General features: G+C 60.0%; 12 protein-coding genes. 11 read left to right on the top strand and 1 reads right to left on the bottom strand.

Annotation, left to right across the window (positions count from 1 at the left end; translation table 11 throughout):
• Window positions 1-16: 16 nt before the first annotated feature.
• Window positions 17-1,003, bottom strand: a complete 987-nt coding sequence (locus N645_RS0110495; RefSeq protein ID WP_024461466.1) for a Gfo/Idh/MocA family protein — start codon at window positions 1,001-1,003, stop codon at window positions 17-19.
• A gap of 91 nt (window positions 1,004-1,094) precedes the next feature.
• On the opposite strand from N645_RS0110495, the gene N645_RS0110490 reads away from it, so the two are divergent.
• From N645_RS0110490 to N645_RS0110440, 11 genes are all read left to right on the top strand, one after another.
• Window positions 1,095-2,036: a pirin family protein gene (locus tag N645_RS0110490; protein WP_024461465.1), complete on the top strand. Its 942-nt coding sequence runs from the start codon at window positions 1,095-1,097 to the stop codon at window positions 2,034-2,036.
• A complete protein-coding gene (locus tag N645_RS0110485; RefSeq protein WP_024461464.1) occupies window positions 2,037-2,474 on the top strand; it encodes a DUF3429 domain-containing protein in 438 nt (145 codons plus the stop codon).
• A gap of 240 nt (window positions 2,475-2,714) precedes the next feature.
• A complete protein-coding gene (locus tag N645_RS18170; protein ID WP_024461463.1) occupies window positions 2,715-4,175 on the top strand; it encodes an RICIN domain-containing protein in 1,461 nt (486 codons plus the stop codon).
• A 337-nt stretch (window positions 4,176-4,512) separates the two neighbouring features.
• Window positions 4,513-6,957 (top strand): glycosyl hydrolase, encoded by a 2,445-nt coding sequence (locus tag N645_RS0110475; RefSeq protein WP_193744968.1) that lies wholly within the window; start codon window positions 4,513-4,515, stop codon window positions 6,955-6,957.
• A gap of 167 nt (window positions 6,958-7,124) precedes the next feature.
• Window positions 7,125-10,166: a TonB-dependent receptor gene (locus tag N645_RS0110470; protein WP_024461461.1), complete on the top strand. Its 3,042-nt coding sequence runs from the start codon at window positions 7,125-7,127 to the stop codon at window positions 10,164-10,166.
• Window positions 10,167-10,317: 151 nt separating this feature from the next.
• Window positions 10,318-11,046: a SapC family protein gene (locus N645_RS0110465; RefSeq protein WP_024461460.1), complete on the top strand. Its 729-nt coding sequence runs from the start codon at window positions 10,318-10,320 to the stop codon at window positions 11,044-11,046.
• Window positions 11,030-12,601, top strand: coding sequence for a tryptophan halogenase family protein (locus N645_RS0110460; protein ID WP_036160837.1), 1,572 nt, complete (start codon window positions 11,030-11,032; stop codon window positions 12,599-12,601). The genes N645_RS0110465 and N645_RS0110460 overlap by 17 nt, the downstream gene beginning before the upstream one ends.
• Before the next feature lie 32 nt (window positions 12,602-12,633).
• Entirely contained in the window at window positions 12,634-14,139 is a 1,506-nt protein-coding gene (locus tag N645_RS0110455; RefSeq protein WP_024461458.1) for a tryptophan halogenase family protein, read from the top strand.
• A 9-nt stretch (window positions 14,140-14,148) separates the two neighbouring features.
• Complete coding sequence (locus N645_RS0110450) at window positions 14,149-14,874, top strand: DUF6445 family protein (protein ID WP_024461457.1); 726 nt, start codon at window positions 14,149-14,151, stop codon at window positions 14,872-14,874.
• Window positions 14,871-15,683 carry a cupin-like domain-containing protein gene (locus N645_RS16955; protein WP_051174416.1) on the top strand — a complete coding sequence of 271 codons (813 nt, stop codon included), beginning with the start codon at window positions 14,871-14,873 and terminating at the stop codon, window positions 15,681-15,683. The genes N645_RS0110450 and N645_RS16955 overlap by 4 nt, the downstream gene beginning before the upstream one ends.
• Before the next feature lie 79 nt (window positions 15,684-15,762).
• The gene (locus N645_RS0110440; RefSeq protein ID WP_036160834.1) at window positions 15,763-16,566 is read left to right on the top strand and encodes a polysaccharide deacetylase family protein; all 804 of its coding nucleotides are present in this window, start codon (window positions 15,763-15,765) and stop codon (window positions 16,564-16,566) included.
• Window positions 16,567-16,743 lie beyond the last annotated feature (177 nt).

The following is a 16,743-nucleotide window of genomic DNA, read 5'->3' as shown; positions in this document are numbered from 1 at the left end:
CTCCCCTCGCGCTACATCACCGTACAAACGCATCCATCAACGCCATCACATCCCGCGCTTCCGTCATACTGCACGGGTTGTCCCTCTCTCCCTGAAAGTAACGCACCACCTGCTCAATCATCGGTTGCTGAATATGGGGTGGGTTGGGTAAGCGGAAAGTCTGTTCTCCATCTTTATTGAAAAGCCTTAACACCTGCTCCCCAAAAAAATTGATGGTGATCCGCCCCTCGGTTCCGATCACCTCACACAGATCCCGCGCCTCGGATTCCGGCACCGCAAAGTGCCAGCGCCCCTGAAGCACCACGCCACTGTCGAACTCGGCCCAGCCGTGTACACAATCATCGGCCTTGTAGTGACCGCCCTGATTAGTGCCGAACCCGCTCGCCCGGGACACCGGACCGAACCAGTGCAGCATCAGGTCCAATTGATGGGGAGACAGATCGTGAAACAGGCCGCCACCGGCGATGGCCGGGTCAATGCGCCAGTTTTCTTCCGAGTTGGCGATCAAGGATGAATCCGCGGGCTGCAGCATATCCAGCCGCACGATCAATGGTCGACCAATCGCGCCCTCGTCCAGTAACGCCTTCAACTTCATAAAGCTCGGTAAAAACCGCCGGTAGTGAGCCGCGCAAAGCTTGCCGTTTGAAGTGCTCTCGGCCGCAATCATCGCTTCGCACTCGGCCGCGTTGCGCGCGACCGGTTTTTCCACATACACGGATTTTCCAGCGGCCAGTGCGGCAACAGCGTAATCTTTATGACTGGCGGGAGGCGTGGCGATATAAATGGCATCGATATCGGGATCGCTCAGCAGCGCCTCGGCATTGTCGGTCCATTGGGGGACGCCGTGGCGCCGGGCAAAGTCTTCCGCCTTGGCCGCATTGCGGCGCATGACGCTGACCAGCTCCGAGCCCGGGGCTTTCTGAAAGCCCGGTCCGCTTTTGATTTCGCAGACATCGCCGGCGCCGATGATGCCCCAGCGAATGGTGTGCGGTGTCTCTGACATGGTGACCTCTGGCGCAAGTGATCCCGTTGATGGAAATAGGGGTAGACTATAGCAGGACCCCAACGCGCGCCCAACCGAACAGGACTCGCTTATGACCAATACCGAATGGCCCACCGCCCCGGAATCCAACCTGGAATGTCCTAAGGTCGATGGTCGCTACCAGATTCAGACCGTGACTCCACGGGTGGCGGACGTGGGTGGCATTCCGGTGAACCGGATTCTGCCGCGCCGACAGCGGCGCACCATCGGCGCCTGGTGCTTTCTCGATCACGCCGGACCCAGCCGCTTTCCGGAGGATGCCCCCGGCTTTCGGGTCGGGCCCCACCCGCACATCGGGTTGCAGACCTTTACCTGGATGATTCAGGGGGAGGTGCTGCACCGGGACAGTCTCGGCAGTGAGCAGGTGATTCGCCCGGGGCAGGTCAACCTGATGACCGCGGGTCACGGCATTGCCCATACTGAAGAGGCCACGGGTCCCGAACCGATGATGCACGCCGCTCAGTTATGGATTGCCTTGCCCAAAGCGCACAAAGATACGGCACCGCGGTTTGATCACTACCCGGAGTTGCCTCGCTGGCAGGAGCGGGATGTCGACGCGACGCTGCTGGTGGGCGAGTACGCCGGCCGTCGAGCACCCACGCTCAATTTCAGTCCGCTGGTCGCGGTGGAATATCTGGCGGAGCAGGCCAGTGATCTGACGCTGAGTTTGCGACCTGACTTCGAATACGGTCTGGTCGCCCTTGAGGGCGATATTCAGGTGGAGGGTGAAGCGTTTGCCGCCAACCACCTCGCGTATATCGGCGGCGGCCGCGAGGCGGTGCGCGTCCATTTGACGGCGGGTACCCGCCTGCTGATGCTGGGCGGAGAGCCACTGGGGGAAGAAATTCTGATCTGGTGGAACTTCGTCGGGCACAGCCGGGAGGAGATCACCGATGCTCAGGATGAGTGGGAAGCGGGCAGTGAGCGTTTTGGCAAGGTACCCGGCTACGAGGGTGATCCCCTGCCCGCACCACCGATTCCCTGGAGAACCTGAATGAACCTGTCGTTTATCAAACGTCTGAACGCCACCCAGCGCCTCGGCTATCTGGGGCTCTTGCCTTTTGTGCTCCTGCCGCCCTTGTCCGCTCTGGGCCTGATTGAGACCGGTCAGGCGTTACGCCTGTTTCAACTGTACAGCGCTCTGATTCTGGGCTTTATGGCCGGTGTGCTTTGGCCGGTATTGTACCAGTCGGCACATCCCACGCGCCGGGCGTTAGTGGCGGTGGCTTTCCCGGTCGCGAGCATCGTCGGTTTTGCGTTCCTGCGTCCCCCGGAAGCGCTCGTGCTCCAGGCGGCTCTGTTTTTGGGGTTGCGTCTGTTTGAATATCTGGCGGGCGTGGATCGCCAGTACCCGGCGCGATATCCCCAACTGCGCTGGCAGTTGACCGCAGTGGTGGTGTTTATGCACCTGCTTTATGCGCTTGTCTGGTAGCGATATTGACGGAATTGACTGGGTTTCATGCCCTTATATGACTATTTGTGCGCTTTAGTGATTTATAATGTGTGAATTGGTTCGCATTTTGAGCGTAATGTAATACAAGTTAGCGGAAAACTCTTGTAGGTTCATGGTTCCCGACCTGAGTGGGGTTGGCAGTCCTCACATGCGGTATCTCTCGTCGGACCGACGCGTCAGCGTCTCCACCATAACGGCAATAAAAACTGGAGAGAATCTATGTTCCTATCTCGTCTGCGGCGCTCGCCGCTGGTTGTTCTGTTGTTTCTGATATTCCTGTCGCCCAGCCTCTGGGCGGACGCCGAAGTGACCCGCACCAATGGCAATTGGTTGGCTCGGGTGGATGGCAATACGGTGTATGACGGTTCCCGCTATTTCGATGCGATCAACGCCGCGATCAACAATATGGGCTCCGGTACGGTCAATATTCGCAACTCCGGCGATAGTGGCCCCGATGGGGGCAATGTCTACTCCATCCGGCCCCGTGCCGGTCAGACACTGGATTTTCACGGACACACCGTCAATGCCAACGGCGGCGATCTGGTGGTGCCGGTGTACTGTGATCGTCGCGACAACATCACGGTACGCAACCTGCACGTGACCGGTAATCCGCGCTACGGTATCTGGTTCCGGGGATGCTCTCATGTGACCCTGGAAAACATCACCATGGACCTGAGCAACAACAGCCCGGTCGGGCTGGGCATCCGGGTGGACGATTCCACCGGCTCGGCAACTGACCTGACCATTGCGGGCAATATCAACATCAATGGAGCCAAGGGCCATGGGGTGGAAACCTACGGGATTGACGGTTTCACCATCGGCGATGTGACGGTCACCAACAACGGGGGCTGCGGCCTGCTGCTGAACAATTCTCGCAACGGCACCGTGGGCAATGTGACCGGCCACTACAACAACCAGGGCGGTGGTTATGCGACCTTCCGGGTGGCCAACAATAACGGCCCCAATGTCAGCGTGCAGAGTGTTTATTCGCGCAACTCCGGGCGGGGCTTTTTCAGTGTTTCGGACAGCCATGGCACCACCGTCAACTATGTGGATATCGCCAACACCACCTCCCACGGCATTTTTCTGGAGGACGCTTCAGATACCCATGTGTTGAGCGGCTCGGTCTCCAACGGCAACCCCAACTGCCAGTTGGTGCGCACAGACAGTTCCAGCATCAATGTCTCCGGTTGCGATAGTGTGGGCACCGCGCCCGGCGGCGGTTCGGGGGGCGGCAGCAACGGCACCGTGGATGGCATCTATCGCATTGTGCCGGTGCACAGCGGCAAGACCCTGGATGTGGCCAATTGCGGCACCGGAAACGGCACCAATGTGCAGCAGTGGAGCTGGCTGAACAACGATTGTCAAAAGTGGGATATCTCCCCGGTTGATGGCGATTACCACCGCATTTCGCCACTGAATGCCTCGAGCCGGGCGTTGGATGTGGAGGGGTTGTCGACCGACAATGGCGCGAACCTGATGCTCTGGGAGTATCTTGGGGGCCACAACCAGCAGTTCCGCTTTCAGAGCGCGGGCGAAGGGCGCTGGCGCATCATTGGCCGGCAGAGCGAGAAGTGCTTGGACGTGGAGGCCCGCAGTCAGGGGGATGGGGCTAATATCGTTCAGTGGACCTGCAGTGCCGACAGTACCAATCAGCAGTTTGAGTTGATCCGGCAGTAGTGTTCAAGTAACGGCGGATGCGGGCTGCGGCCCTTATCCGCCCTACACCCACTGCCGGGGTAGGTGGCGGCCTTGGGTTACGGCGGGTGCGGCCATTGATCCGTCGGGCCGATCCGCCCACCAGAGCCCCGCGTAGGGCGCGGTAAGGCCCAAGGCCGCACCCGCCGTCTCACTTCTCTGAATCCTTCCCGTTTTCCGCTTGTGATGTCCCAGTTTCACGTAAGTGTAAAGTGGGGCGACGAGCTACGCCCTTTCAGGTTCTATGTCCTCCAAGGCCGGTAAACCGGTTACCCGCGTCGGACCTCCGGCGGCGGTACATAACAATAGAGAGGGCGACTTGTCACGGGCGAGAGTGGTATTCAGTGTAGTGGTGTTGGGCGTTTTGCTGGCGGGTTGCCAGCCACCGGGGGAGCATGGTGCCGGCTCGGTGAGCCTCAGCGTTCAGCCGCAAAGCTACCAGTGTCAGGAGGAGCGTGAGCAGGCCAGACTGACCAGCGCCGGGGTGGTGAAAGCGCAGGTTCCCTCCTGTGGCGGTATGGTGCAGCCACTGCCGTTGCAGCCGAACGTCGTCGCTCCGGCGGCCCGAAAGCCCACCATGGCCCACCGCTGGTGGGGCAACGTCACCTTCTTTGGTGCTCATGCGGTGGATGACCCCGACGGCCCCGGGCACATTACCCCGGACCCGTTGATGGCAAGAATTACCGAGCGCGGGATGCGCCTGATGGGAATACCCGCCGGTCTGGGGGTTCAGGAGAAGGGCGTTACTTACCCGGTGCCTGAGCCCCTGAGCGAGGTGTTCGATGGTATTGCCGTTGCCAATAGCCAGTTTGATCGCCTCGATGCCTATGTCAGGGACTACAGTGACGGCACCGTGTCTCTGGAGTGGCGCAATGGCCACCGCCCGGTGATGTCGGCGACGTTCGTACAAGGCTCCCCCTATGTGTACCTCAGTGTGTTTCGCGGCGACCTGCAGATTCGGACCCTGGAGCCGGACGGTGAGCGCAAAGGCATTTTCTATCGGCAAGGCAACACCCTGGGGCTTTGGACCGATGTGGCGGGGAACCGGAACCACTTTTTGCTGACCGGACACGGGACCACCGAGTTTACCGGGGTCAATGGGTCGGAAATCACCGCCGCGAGTCGCAATAGCCACTTCACCCTGACCTGGCTTCCGGCACCGGAATCCGGCCCTTCGGCCGCCATGATTGGCGATTTTATCGCCCACGCCCGGCAGCCCGTGGATGAGGTTGAGGTGGATTACCGGGTCGATCCGGACAGCTACCGGGTGACCGTCTCCCATCAGTATCGATACCGGGATGAGCCAGTGAGAACCCTGGCGGGGCTTCAGCCGCTGCACTGGAAAAACAGTAAGCAAGCGCTTACCGACTACGAGGTGCGCAGTGCCCGGGGTGTCATGCGATTTGCGGTGACGGGAGGCTTTTCCTACGAGCTGCCCTCTATCGGTGTGCTTCCCGGGCTCCCCGCCGGGCTGGGTGACTATGATCCGCAGCGGCTGCGGGCACTGGTGCATGACTTTATGGCTCAGAACCCACAGGACTGGAACCGGGCGACCGATACCTACTTTGCCGGTAAGAATTACGGCAAGGTGGCCGAGCTGGCGCTACTGGCCCGGGAAGAGGGGCTTGAGCCCGAGGCCAATCGTCTGATCGATTGGCTGAAATCCGAGCTGGAGGACTGGTTTACAGCCGACCCCTCCGAGCAGGCCCGGTATTTTGTCTATGACGACCGCTGGAACACGGTGTTGGGGGTGCACGAGTCATTCGGCACTCACCAGGCTCTGAACGATCACCACTTTCATTACGGCTACTTTGTCCGCGCCGCCGCGGAGATATGCCGGGTCGACCCGGGCTGGTGCGCCAAAGACCGCTGGGGCCCCATGGTCGAGCTGCTGATCCGGGACTTTGCGGCGGGTCGTGACGACCCTCAGTTCCCCTACCTGCGGTATTTCGATCCCGCTCTCGGCTTCTCCTGGGCATCGGGGGCCGCCAATTATCTGCTCGGCAATAACAATGAGTCGACCTCCGAGGCGGCCACCGCCTACGGCGCCGTGGTGTTGTACGGTCTGGTGACCGAACAGCCAGAGCTGGTGGAGCAGGGCGTTTACCTGCATGCCTCCACGGCCGCCGCCTTCTGGGAGTACTGGAATGATATTGACGGTTATCGCGAGCGCCCAGAGATCTACCGAAACTTCCCCGATGCCTACGACAAGCTCACCACCTCCATTGTCTGGGGGGCCGGGCATGTGTTTACCACCTGGTTCAGCGAGGCGCACGCCCACATTCTGGGCATTCAGGGGCTGCCGCTCAGCCCGTTGGTGCTTCACCTCGGGCAGTACCCGGATTACCTGGCTGACTATGTGACTCTGGGGCTGAGTGAGTCCCGCAATGGCAAGCCTTCCGGCCTGATTGACGGACACTGGCGGGATATCTGGTGGAACATCTGGGCGATGACCGATGCCGAGGCGGCACTGGCGGATATGACCGAGACCGGTTTTGAGTATGCGCCGGAAGAAGGCGAGACCCGGGCCCATACCTATCAGTGGGTACACGCTTGGACGGAGTTGGGTCATCTGCGTTCGGGGACCGGCCAGGTCACGGCCGATTATCCGGCCGCCGTGGTTTTTGAATCGGGCGCACAGACGACCTATCTGGCCTACAACTTTGGGGATACAGAGCGGATCGTAAGTTTCTCGGATGGGGTTCGGCTGAAGGTTGCGCCGGGGGCGTTCGGTGTCCGGAAAGTGCCGTCACACGGGGGCTGAAAGGGTGTCTCGCTTTACGAAACGTAAAGTGAGACAGGCCACCTTGGGGTGTTTCGGCAAAGTGGGACGACGAAAATGGCGGGATGCGAGGATAGTGTCAAATGAGCGGTCGTCACTCATCGACCGCATCGGCAAGATTAAAATTATAACGGTTTGAGGATTCGCATATGACCAACAACAGCAGTTTCAAGCGCAAGCTTATCGCCTCCGTCGTCGCATCGTCCGCGATGGTCGGCCTGGCCAGCGGTGCCCACGCCCAAGACGGTGACGAGGCCATGCTGGAAGAAATCGTGGTTACCGGTATTCGGGCCAGTTTGACTCGTGCCATGGATATCAAACGGGACTCCCGCGGTATCGTGGATGCGATCTCTGCAGAGGATATCGGTAAGTTCCCTGACACCAACCTCGCGGAATCACTCCAGCGGATCACTGGTGTGTCTATTGACCGTCGCGACGGTGAAGGCTCCAAAGTGACCGTTCGTGGTCTGGGCCCCGACTTCAACCTGGTGACCCTGAACGGTCGTCAGATGCCGGGTGCTACCCTGGAAGCCACCGTGGCCTCCGGCTCGCGCTCTTTCGACTTCGCCAACCTGGCGTCCGAGAGTGTCACCGCCGTTGAGGTATACAAGACATCCCGCGCCGACACCCCTCCGGGTGGCATGGGTGCGACCATCAACATCCTGACGCCTCGTCCGCTGGAGCTCGACTCACGCGCCTCCATCGGCATCAAAGGGGTCACTGACGAGTCGTCCGTCGACAGCAGCATGACGCCTGAGCTGTCCGGTATCTACACCGATACCTTTGCCGATGGCAAATTCGGTGTGGCGGTAACCGCAAGCTACCAGGAACGTGAAGGTGGCACCGCTGCCGCGCAGATCGGTACCGGCTGGCGCTCATTCCCGGGTACTGTGGTTCAGGATTGGAGCGGTGAGCCCGGTGTGACCAACGAGTGGGGCGGTGTTGATTTTGCCAATGGCAATCACCGCAACCAGCCCGCTGCGGAAGATGTGTACTCCACTCCCCAGCAGATGGGCTACGCCTTCACCGAGTTTGAACGCAAGCGGACCAACGGCCAGTTGACCCTGCAGTTTGCGCCCAACGAAGATCTGACCACCACGCTGGACTATACCTACAGCGAAAATGAGATCAACTCCGAGTACAACGATGTGGGTGGTTGGTTCAACTTTGGCGGCCAGAACACCATCTTTACCGACAAGGAGTCCCCGGCGGTTCAAACGCCGCTGCTGTACTCTGAAGATATGACCAATGGCGACCTGCCCTTTGGTGTCGGTGAGCAGGCGGCCCTGTATGAAAACAACTCCATTGGCTTCAACGCCGAGTGGAACCCCATCGACCCGCTGACTCTGAGCCTGGATTACCACAGCTCCGAGGCGGAAGCCCGTCCGAACAACCCTTACGGTAACAGCGTAGGCATCGCGGTATCCGCTTATGTCCGTGACCAGACCACCGTCAATGTGGCTGGGGAAATGCCCGTTCTGATTCTCGATGTACTCAATGGCGCCGGCGGTACCGGTCTGCGTACCGAAGACCTTCAGGTCTCCGGTAGCTTCTTCCGCAACAGCCAGATGAAACACGAAATCGACCAGCTGCAACTGGACGGTGAGTGGGAATTCAACGAAGCCATGCGCCTGCAGTTCGGTGTGGCCCGCACCGAGAGTGATTATCGCTCTGCCTTCTCCAACGTTCAGCGTGAAACCTGGGGTGGCCTGGGCGAGGCCGGCGACATTCCCGCCGAGTTCTTCTCCCGCGAAACCATTCTGGATCGTTTCGACGGCAGCTACGGTGAAACCTCTCAAGAGAATATGAACTTCCTGGGGGGCACCAACACCATGCCGCTGAATGAGCGCTTTGCGTTCAGCTTCGAAGATGTGCGCGACTACGCCGCCGCCAACCTCGACGACGGTGCCGGTGCCGCGAATTGTCCGGACGGCTCCACCTGGTACTGTGCCGCTGCACCGGATCAGTTCAACGAGATCTATGAAGACTCTGACAGCGCTTACGTCCAGTTCAACTGGGAAACCGAACTGGCGGATATGCCGTTAGGGCTGGGTGCCGGTGTTCGCTACGAGTCTACCGAAGTCAGCACCCCGGCCAGCGCCCAGAGCTATGGCCCGATTGAGTGGGTATCGGCCAACGAGTTCAATATGCCTCCGGTAGGCAGCGCAGAGTCCGTCATCGACAGCGGTAAGTACGACTTCTTGCTGCCCTCTCTGGATGCGAGCCTGGAAGTGACGCCTGATGTGGTGCTGCGTGCTTCCTACGGTCAGAGCATCGCCCGTCCGAACTGGCTGAACCTGCGTGGTGGCACCAGCTATAACCAGGGTGTTCGTGTCAATGGCGGTACCGCCAGCCGTGGCACGCCCGGTCTGGATCCGTTCAAGTCAGACAACTTCGATCTGTCGGCCGAGTGGTACTACGGTGAAGCCAGTTACGTGTCGGTGGGCTACTTCCAGAAAGAAGTTGAGAACTTCATTGGCTCCCGTGTGGTTCGCGAGCAGGCTCCGCTGGAAAACACGCCGCATCCGGCACTGGGCGAGCGCGCTCAGGCCGCGATTGACTCCGGAATTTCGCCGAATGATGTTGGTGCCATTCGCCAGTACATCTACGACAACTTCCCGGATCCCGAAACTGCTTACCTGGATGCCAGCGACAACATCGTGATTGTGGGTATCCCCGGTGAAGATCCGAACTCTCCGTTCGATGTCACCGAGACGGCCAACTCTGACGAGAAAGTCGACATTGACGGTTGGGAACTCGCGGTCCAGCATAACTTCTGGGATACTGGCTTTGGCGTGATTGCCAACTACACTATGGTAGATGCGAGCACATCGTTTGACGACATGGTGTTGCGCGACCCACAGTTCGCCATTACCGGTGTCAGCGACAGTGCCAACCTGATCGCCTTCTATGAAAAAGACGGCTTCCAGGCGCGTATTGCCTACAACTGGCGGGATGACTTCCTGGCCTCCACAGCATCAGGTACGGGCAACAACCCGATCTATGTTGAGGACTACAGCCAGGTCGACATGAACCTCAGTTACGATGTGACCGATAACCTGTCCGTCTTCTTTGAGGGGCTGAACCTCACCGAAGAGAGTGGTCGCAACTATGGTCGCTCCAATGAGCAGGTTCTGGGTTACTACCAGGGCTACGCTCGCTACAACATCGGCGCTCGCTACAGCTTCTAAGCTTGAGCCGATGTCCGGGGTGACAGTGCCTTAGGGGGCTGTCACCCTGACGATGCAAGGAAAGCCGCCGCAGTTGGGCGGCTTTTTTGTCTCTGATCCGGTGAAAATTGAACCGTTATTACGATAAGCACAAAAAACGAGGAGCCTTCAGGTGAAAACCGTATTACTGAACAACGAACAGCACCGTGACTTGCGGGTGGACAATCGCTTCCGCCGTGAGAACGGCGATGCGGTGATGTGGGGCCAGACCTTTTCCCCGGAGTTTCGCGCCGTACAGGCTCACTACCCCATACTGTTTCAGAAAGACCCGAACAGCGGGCGCTTCTTCGCCGTGGCCCTGTTTGGCCTCGAGCAGGAAGAGAACCTTTTTCTTAAGGATGACCGCTGGGATGCCGGTTACATTCCCTTGATGATGCAGCGGGTACCTTTCTCCATCGGCACCTACCCCGGCGATGACGGCGACGAGCCGCGCCGCATGATGCACATCGACGTTGAGCACCCCAAGGTCAACACTGAAACCGGCACCCGTCTGTTCGAAGAGCACGGGGCCAATACCGATTATCTGGACCGGGTGTCCGGTATGCTGGAAGCCATTCATGTCTGGCACCAGCACGACATCGCCTTCATTGATACCCTGACCGAGCTGCAATTGCTGGAGCAGGTGACCATGGACATCACGCTGGAAGACGGCACCACCGGCCAGTTGATGGGTTTCTATACCATTCAGGAAGAGCGCCTCAAGGCGTTGAGCGCGGAGCAGGTCGCGAGCCTGCACGAGCGTGGCTACCTGGAGCCCATCTATATGGCCATTGCGTCCATGGGCAAAATGCGTGCTCTGATTGAGCGCAAATCACGGAACCACCATGAGCGTGCACAATAGTCCGATCGAACACGTCGTCATCGTTGGCGGCGGCACCGCCGGCTGGCTGACTGCGGGCCTGCTGGCCGCTGACGCTCGTCTTGACTCCCGACCCAATCGGCGGATCACGCTGTTGGAGTCGCCGGATATTGCGACCATCGGCGTCGGTGAGGGCACCTGGCCTTCGATGCTGGAAACCCTGCGCACCATCGGTCTGTCGGAATCCGAGTTCATCCGCGAATGTGATGTCAGTTTCAAACAGGGGTCACGCTTTCAGAACTGGTGCCGCGGCGACGGCGACCGGTATGATCATCCGTTCACGCTGCCCGCCGGATACGGACGCCTGAATCTGGCGGAGCACTGGCGCTACGCCCACCGGGATCTGCCCTTCGCCTATGCGGTCAGTCCGCAGTCAGCGGTATGTGACCAGGGGCGCGCGCCCAAGCAACTGACCACACCGGAGTATGCCTTTAACCTGAACTACGGCTACCACCTGGACGCCGGTAAATTTACCCGCCTGCTGCAGCGCCACTGCGTGGAAACTCTGGGCGTGGTGCATTACCTGGGAGAAGTGACCGGTGTTCAGCCCCGGGACAACGGCGATATCAAACACCTTCACCTGAAGTCCGGCGAAACCCTCGCCGGGGACCTGTTTATCGACTGCACCGGTATGGCGTCCCGCCTGCTCGGGCAGCACTATCAGGTTCCCTGGGTCAGTCAGCGCCCGGTATTGTTCAACGATTCCGCGCTGGCGGTACAGGTGCCGTACTCGAGCGAGCAGAGCCCCATTGCGTCGCAGACCCTCAGTACCGCCCACCCCGATGGCTGGATCTGGGATATTGCGCTGTCCACCCGGCGCGGTGTCGGCGCCGTGTTTTCGTCCGCGCATACCGATAAGGACATTGTCTATGAGCGGCTGGCGGCCTACCTGCGCGGGACGGACTCCGGTGCGACACTGGATGAGCTGTCCCCGCGCCTGATCCAGTTTGACCCTGGGCACCGCGAACGCTTCTGGCAGAACAATTGTGTGGCCATTGGTCTATCGGCCGGATTCATCGAGCCGCTGGAGGCCACCGCCCTGGTGTTGGTGGAGCGCTCGGCCCAGTTCCTGGTCCAGCAGATGCCGGAAAACCGAGAGGAAATGTCGGTGGTGGCCTGCCGGTTCAATCAACGCTTCTGCCGCCACTGGGACAACATCATCGGATTTCTCAAGCTGCATTATGTGCTGAGCACCCGGGAGGATTCCGATTATTGGCGAGCGCACCGGGCCGAAGAGAGTGTGCCCGATGAGCTGGCCGAGCAGCTGTTGCTGTGGCGGTCGCGCAGCCCCTGGACCTGCGACAGCCTGTACCGGGACGAGCTGTTTCCATCGGCCAGCTACCAGTACATCCTTTATGGCATGCGCCCGGAGTATACCGCCCCGGAGGCGCTGGAGCGCCGGGTCCGGTCATCGGGAGCCGCCGCCCAGACCGCTTTCCACGAAAACGGGGTGCAAACCCGAAAGCTGCTGCAGGGGCTTCCGGACAACCGCTCCCTGATAAACCATATTCGCCAACGCGGACTTCATACCGTTTAGGCACGACTTGCTCAGAGTGAGCTGAGGTGACCATGACTGACAGTATCAAACGCATAGTGATCGCAGGTGGAGGCACCGCCGGGTGGATGGCGGCCGGGCTGCTGTCGCAGACGCTCGGAAAAAATCTCGATATCAAGCTGGTGGAGTCCGACGATATCCCGACCGTTGGCGTCGGTGAAGCCACCATCCCGCCACTGATGACCTTTCACAAAATGCTCGATATCGACGAGCGGGAGTTTCTCGCGGAAGTGAACGGCACCTTCAAGCTGGGCATTTCGTTTGAAAACTGGCGAGAGAAAGATCACAAATACATTCACTCGTTCGGCTATGCGGGCAAAGACTGCTGGGCCTGCAGCTTTCTGCATTTCTGGCTGGCGGGAAAGGCCAAAGGCATTGATTATCCCTACGGCGACTACTGTGCGGAATTGCTGGCGTCTCACAAAAACAAGTTCGCGGTTCTGCCCAATGGCCGGATGAACTACGCCTACCATATGGATGCCGGTCGCTACGCGGCGTTCCTGCGTCGGCGCAGTGAAAAACTGGGTGTCGAGCGGGTGGAAGGCAAGATCGAGAAAGTGAACCTCAACCCGGACAATGGCGAAATCCAGTCCCTGACATTGGCGTCGGGCAAACAGGTGGATGGCGACTTCTTTATCGATTGCACCGGCTTCCGCGGACTGCTGATCGAGCAGTCCCTGAACGCCGGCTTCGAAGACTGGTCGCACTGGTTGCCCTGCGACCGCGCCCTGGCGGTACAGACCGAATCCGTGGGCGAGCCGATTCCCTACACCCGTTCCATCGCCCATGATGCCGGTTGGCAGTGGCGCATTCCGCTGCAGAATCGGGTCGGTAACGGCCTGGTGTATTCCAGCCGCTACATGAGTGATGAGCAGGCCCGGGAAACCCTGCTCGGCAACCTTGAGGGCGAGCCGATTACCGACCCGAAACCGATTCAGTTCCGCACCGGTACCCGGCGCAAGCACTGGGTGAAAAACTGCCTGGCGCTGGGTTTGGCCAGCGGCTTTCTGGAGCCCCTGGAGTCGACCAGTATCCACCTGATTCAGCGCAGCCTGGTTCGCTTCGTGCAACTGTTTCCGGCCAGCGGCCAGATGGTCCAGTCGGACATCGATGAGTTCAATCAGCAGACCAAGCTCGAAGTCGAACGTATTCGGGATTTCATCATTCTGCACTACAAAGTCACCGAACGGGACGACACACCCTTCTGGCGCTACTGCAAAAACATGGAAATTCCGGCGCCGTTGCGCCAGCGAATTGATCTGTTCAGCGATTCGGCCCGGGTGTTCAAAATTGAAAATGAACTGTTTGGCGAAGAGTCGTGGATACAGGTGATGATGGGCCAGGGCATCACGCCCAAGGCTTACCATCCCATGGCGGATGTGATGACCGAGAAAGAGCTCGCGGACTTCCTGAAAAAGCTGCGGCAATCGACTGAACAGCTGGTGGCCAAGTTGCCTTCCCACCAGGCGTTTATCGACTATTACTGCAAGATGCCCATGGCCCAGGCGGCCAACGGCTGAGAGGTGATCATGTCGGGTGCAACGGCGCTGGAGCGGATGAGTCGAGAGGCGGAGGCTTCCGTAGTGCACATCGGTCACGAGCAGACTCCGGTTATCGTGCTGGACAATGTGCTGGGCGACCTGGAGCCTCTCAAGCGGGTCGCCAGTGAATGGGCGGCCTTTTCCGGCGAGGGGCAGGCCGCTTATCCGGGGATACGGGCCAACCTCCCGGCGGATTATACCCGCCGGGTGTTGTCTCGGGTGGAGCCGCTGATTCGGGAAGTGTACGCGGTGCCGGCGTCACACCGGGGCCAGTGCATTCATCAGTTGTTTTCCCTGGTCACCCGGGCGGAATCCGACCTCGCCGTGCTGCAGCGTGTGCCCCATTACGACACCCGTCGCGGGTTCTATTTTGCGATCATGCACTACCTCAATCCGGGCCCCTTTGGAGGCACCGGATTCTTTCGCCATCGCCCGACCGGCTACGAACGTATTACTGATGAACGTTTTGCGCATTTTGTACAGGAAGCTGAGCGGCATATGCGTGAGCACGGGACGCCTCCGGCGCGTTATTGCCGGGGCAGCGATGCCCATTTTGAGTTGATTCACCAGGTGGATTACCGGCCGGATCGGCTACTGATTTACCCGGGGAATCTGTTGCACTCAGGCCTGATCGAGCCCGACCGGGATTTGAATGCCGACCCGGTCCGGGGTCGGCTGACGGCCAACCTGTTTCTGGATTTTGATGCTTCATGACTGTCTCCGTTACCTTGAATACACCGACGCAACCGACCGAGCCCCGGGCCCAACAAGTGGCCTGGTGGGACCGGGAACGAGCCCTGGCCGTCGACTTTCAGCAGGCCCCGCCCCAGCATCCAGTGCTGCTCAAGGGCTATGCCCAGCATTGGCCTCTGGTGGCGGCGGCGCGGCAATCGCCGGAGGCGGTGGCCCGCTATCTGTTGCCGTTTGATGCCGGCAAGCCTCTGGAGGCCATGATCGCCGATCCCAAAGAGGGCGGGCGGCTGTTCTATTCGGAAGACCTGAATGGGTTCAACTTTACCCGGATGAAAGGCTATCTACCGGATGCGTTGGAGATTCTGGCCTCGCAGTCGCGGGCGCCCCGACCGGCGGCCTTTTATGTCGGCTCCACACCCATTCCCGACTATTTTCCGGGGCTGGAAAAGGTTTGTACGCTTCCGGGGGTGAGTGCCGAGGTGAAGCCCAATCTGTGGATGGGGAACTCGACCCGTGTGGCTACCCACAACGATGCTGCCGACAATATCGCCTGTGTGGCGGCCGGACGCCGGCGCTTTACCCTGTTCCCGCCGGATCAGAAAGACAACCTGTATATCGCCGATGCGCCCCACACCCCGGGCGGCCGACCGATCAGTCTGGTGGACCTGCGGGCGCCGGATCTGAACCGTTACCCGCGCTTTGCCCAGGCACTATCCACCGCCCAGGTCGCGGATCTGGAGCCAGGCGATGCCCTGTTCCTGCCCAAGCACTGGTGGCACAACGTGGACGCGTTTGGCCCACTCAATATTCTGATCAACTTCTGGTGGTAGGGCGTGTCCAGGGCCTATGGCATCGAGATAAGGTCCGCAGTACTATAACGCCTGTCTCCTAACTCTCCAGGTAATGCTTATGCCATATTTGCGTCTTAAAACCGTCGGGCTGCTGTGTGCCCTGCTGCTGTGGTGGCCGGTGTCCTCCTCGGCCGAGCCGCTTTCCTGGCCCGGCAATGCCAAAGCCGCGGTCAATCTTGCCTACGATGATGCGCTCGCGTCCCAGTTGGACTATGTGATTCCCGAGCTGAACCGGCATGGGTTCCGGGGCAGCTTTTATGTGCCGGCGGCAGCCCCGCTGTTGCTGGAGCGCCTGGACGAGTGGCGCGCGGCGGCCGCTCAGGGGCATGAACTGGGCAACCATTCACTGTTCCATCAATGCGACAAGCAGCGCCCGGGGCGGGACTGGGTGGCGCCGCATCAGGATCTGAGCCAGATCCCGGTCGAGGCGTTTGCCGAGCAGATCAGCTTGGCCAATGACTTTCTGTTCCTGATTGATGGTGAGACCGAACGGACCTATACGCCCCCCTGCGGAGATGTCCGGGTCGGAGATCGGGACTACCTTACACCGGTGAAACCCCTCTTTCTCGGGGCCAAATCCATTGGTTCCGGTGGGGTTACCCCCTCTCTGGAATCCCTGGACCGCTTTGGTATTACGGTGGCCGTGCCGACCGAGGTGTCCGGCGAAGAGCTGATCGCCGTGGTCGAGGAGGCGGCGCGTCGGGGTACCATGGCCAACTTTACCTTCCACGGCGTCGGTGGTGACTACCTGTCGGTCTCCCGGGAGGCGCACAACGCGTTATTGGAGCACCTGGCGGCCCATCCCGAGCGCTATTGGGTCGATAGCTTCGTGAATATCATGCGTCACCTGCGAGACCACTGAAGCCCACACCCTGCGGGGCTTTCAGCCCCGGCCACCGGTGGGAACCCGTGTCCCACCTTTGCCGCCTCCCGGCGGCGTAAAAGTGGCAAACACCACCTTTCACTCCCTCATCAAAGTGGGACGACCCCTGCCCGATACCGGTCAAGAATGGCAACACGGGCGAGCGTGGGACTCGTC

The organism is Marinimicrobium sp. LS-A18 (assembly GCF_000463525.1).
GTDB lineage: Bacteria > Pseudomonadota > Gammaproteobacteria > Pseudomonadales > Cellvibrionaceae > Marinimicrobium > Marinimicrobium koreense.
The sequence above is the reverse complement of the archived record's forward strand: the minus strand, read 5'-3'. Positions and strand labels throughout refer to the sequence as shown.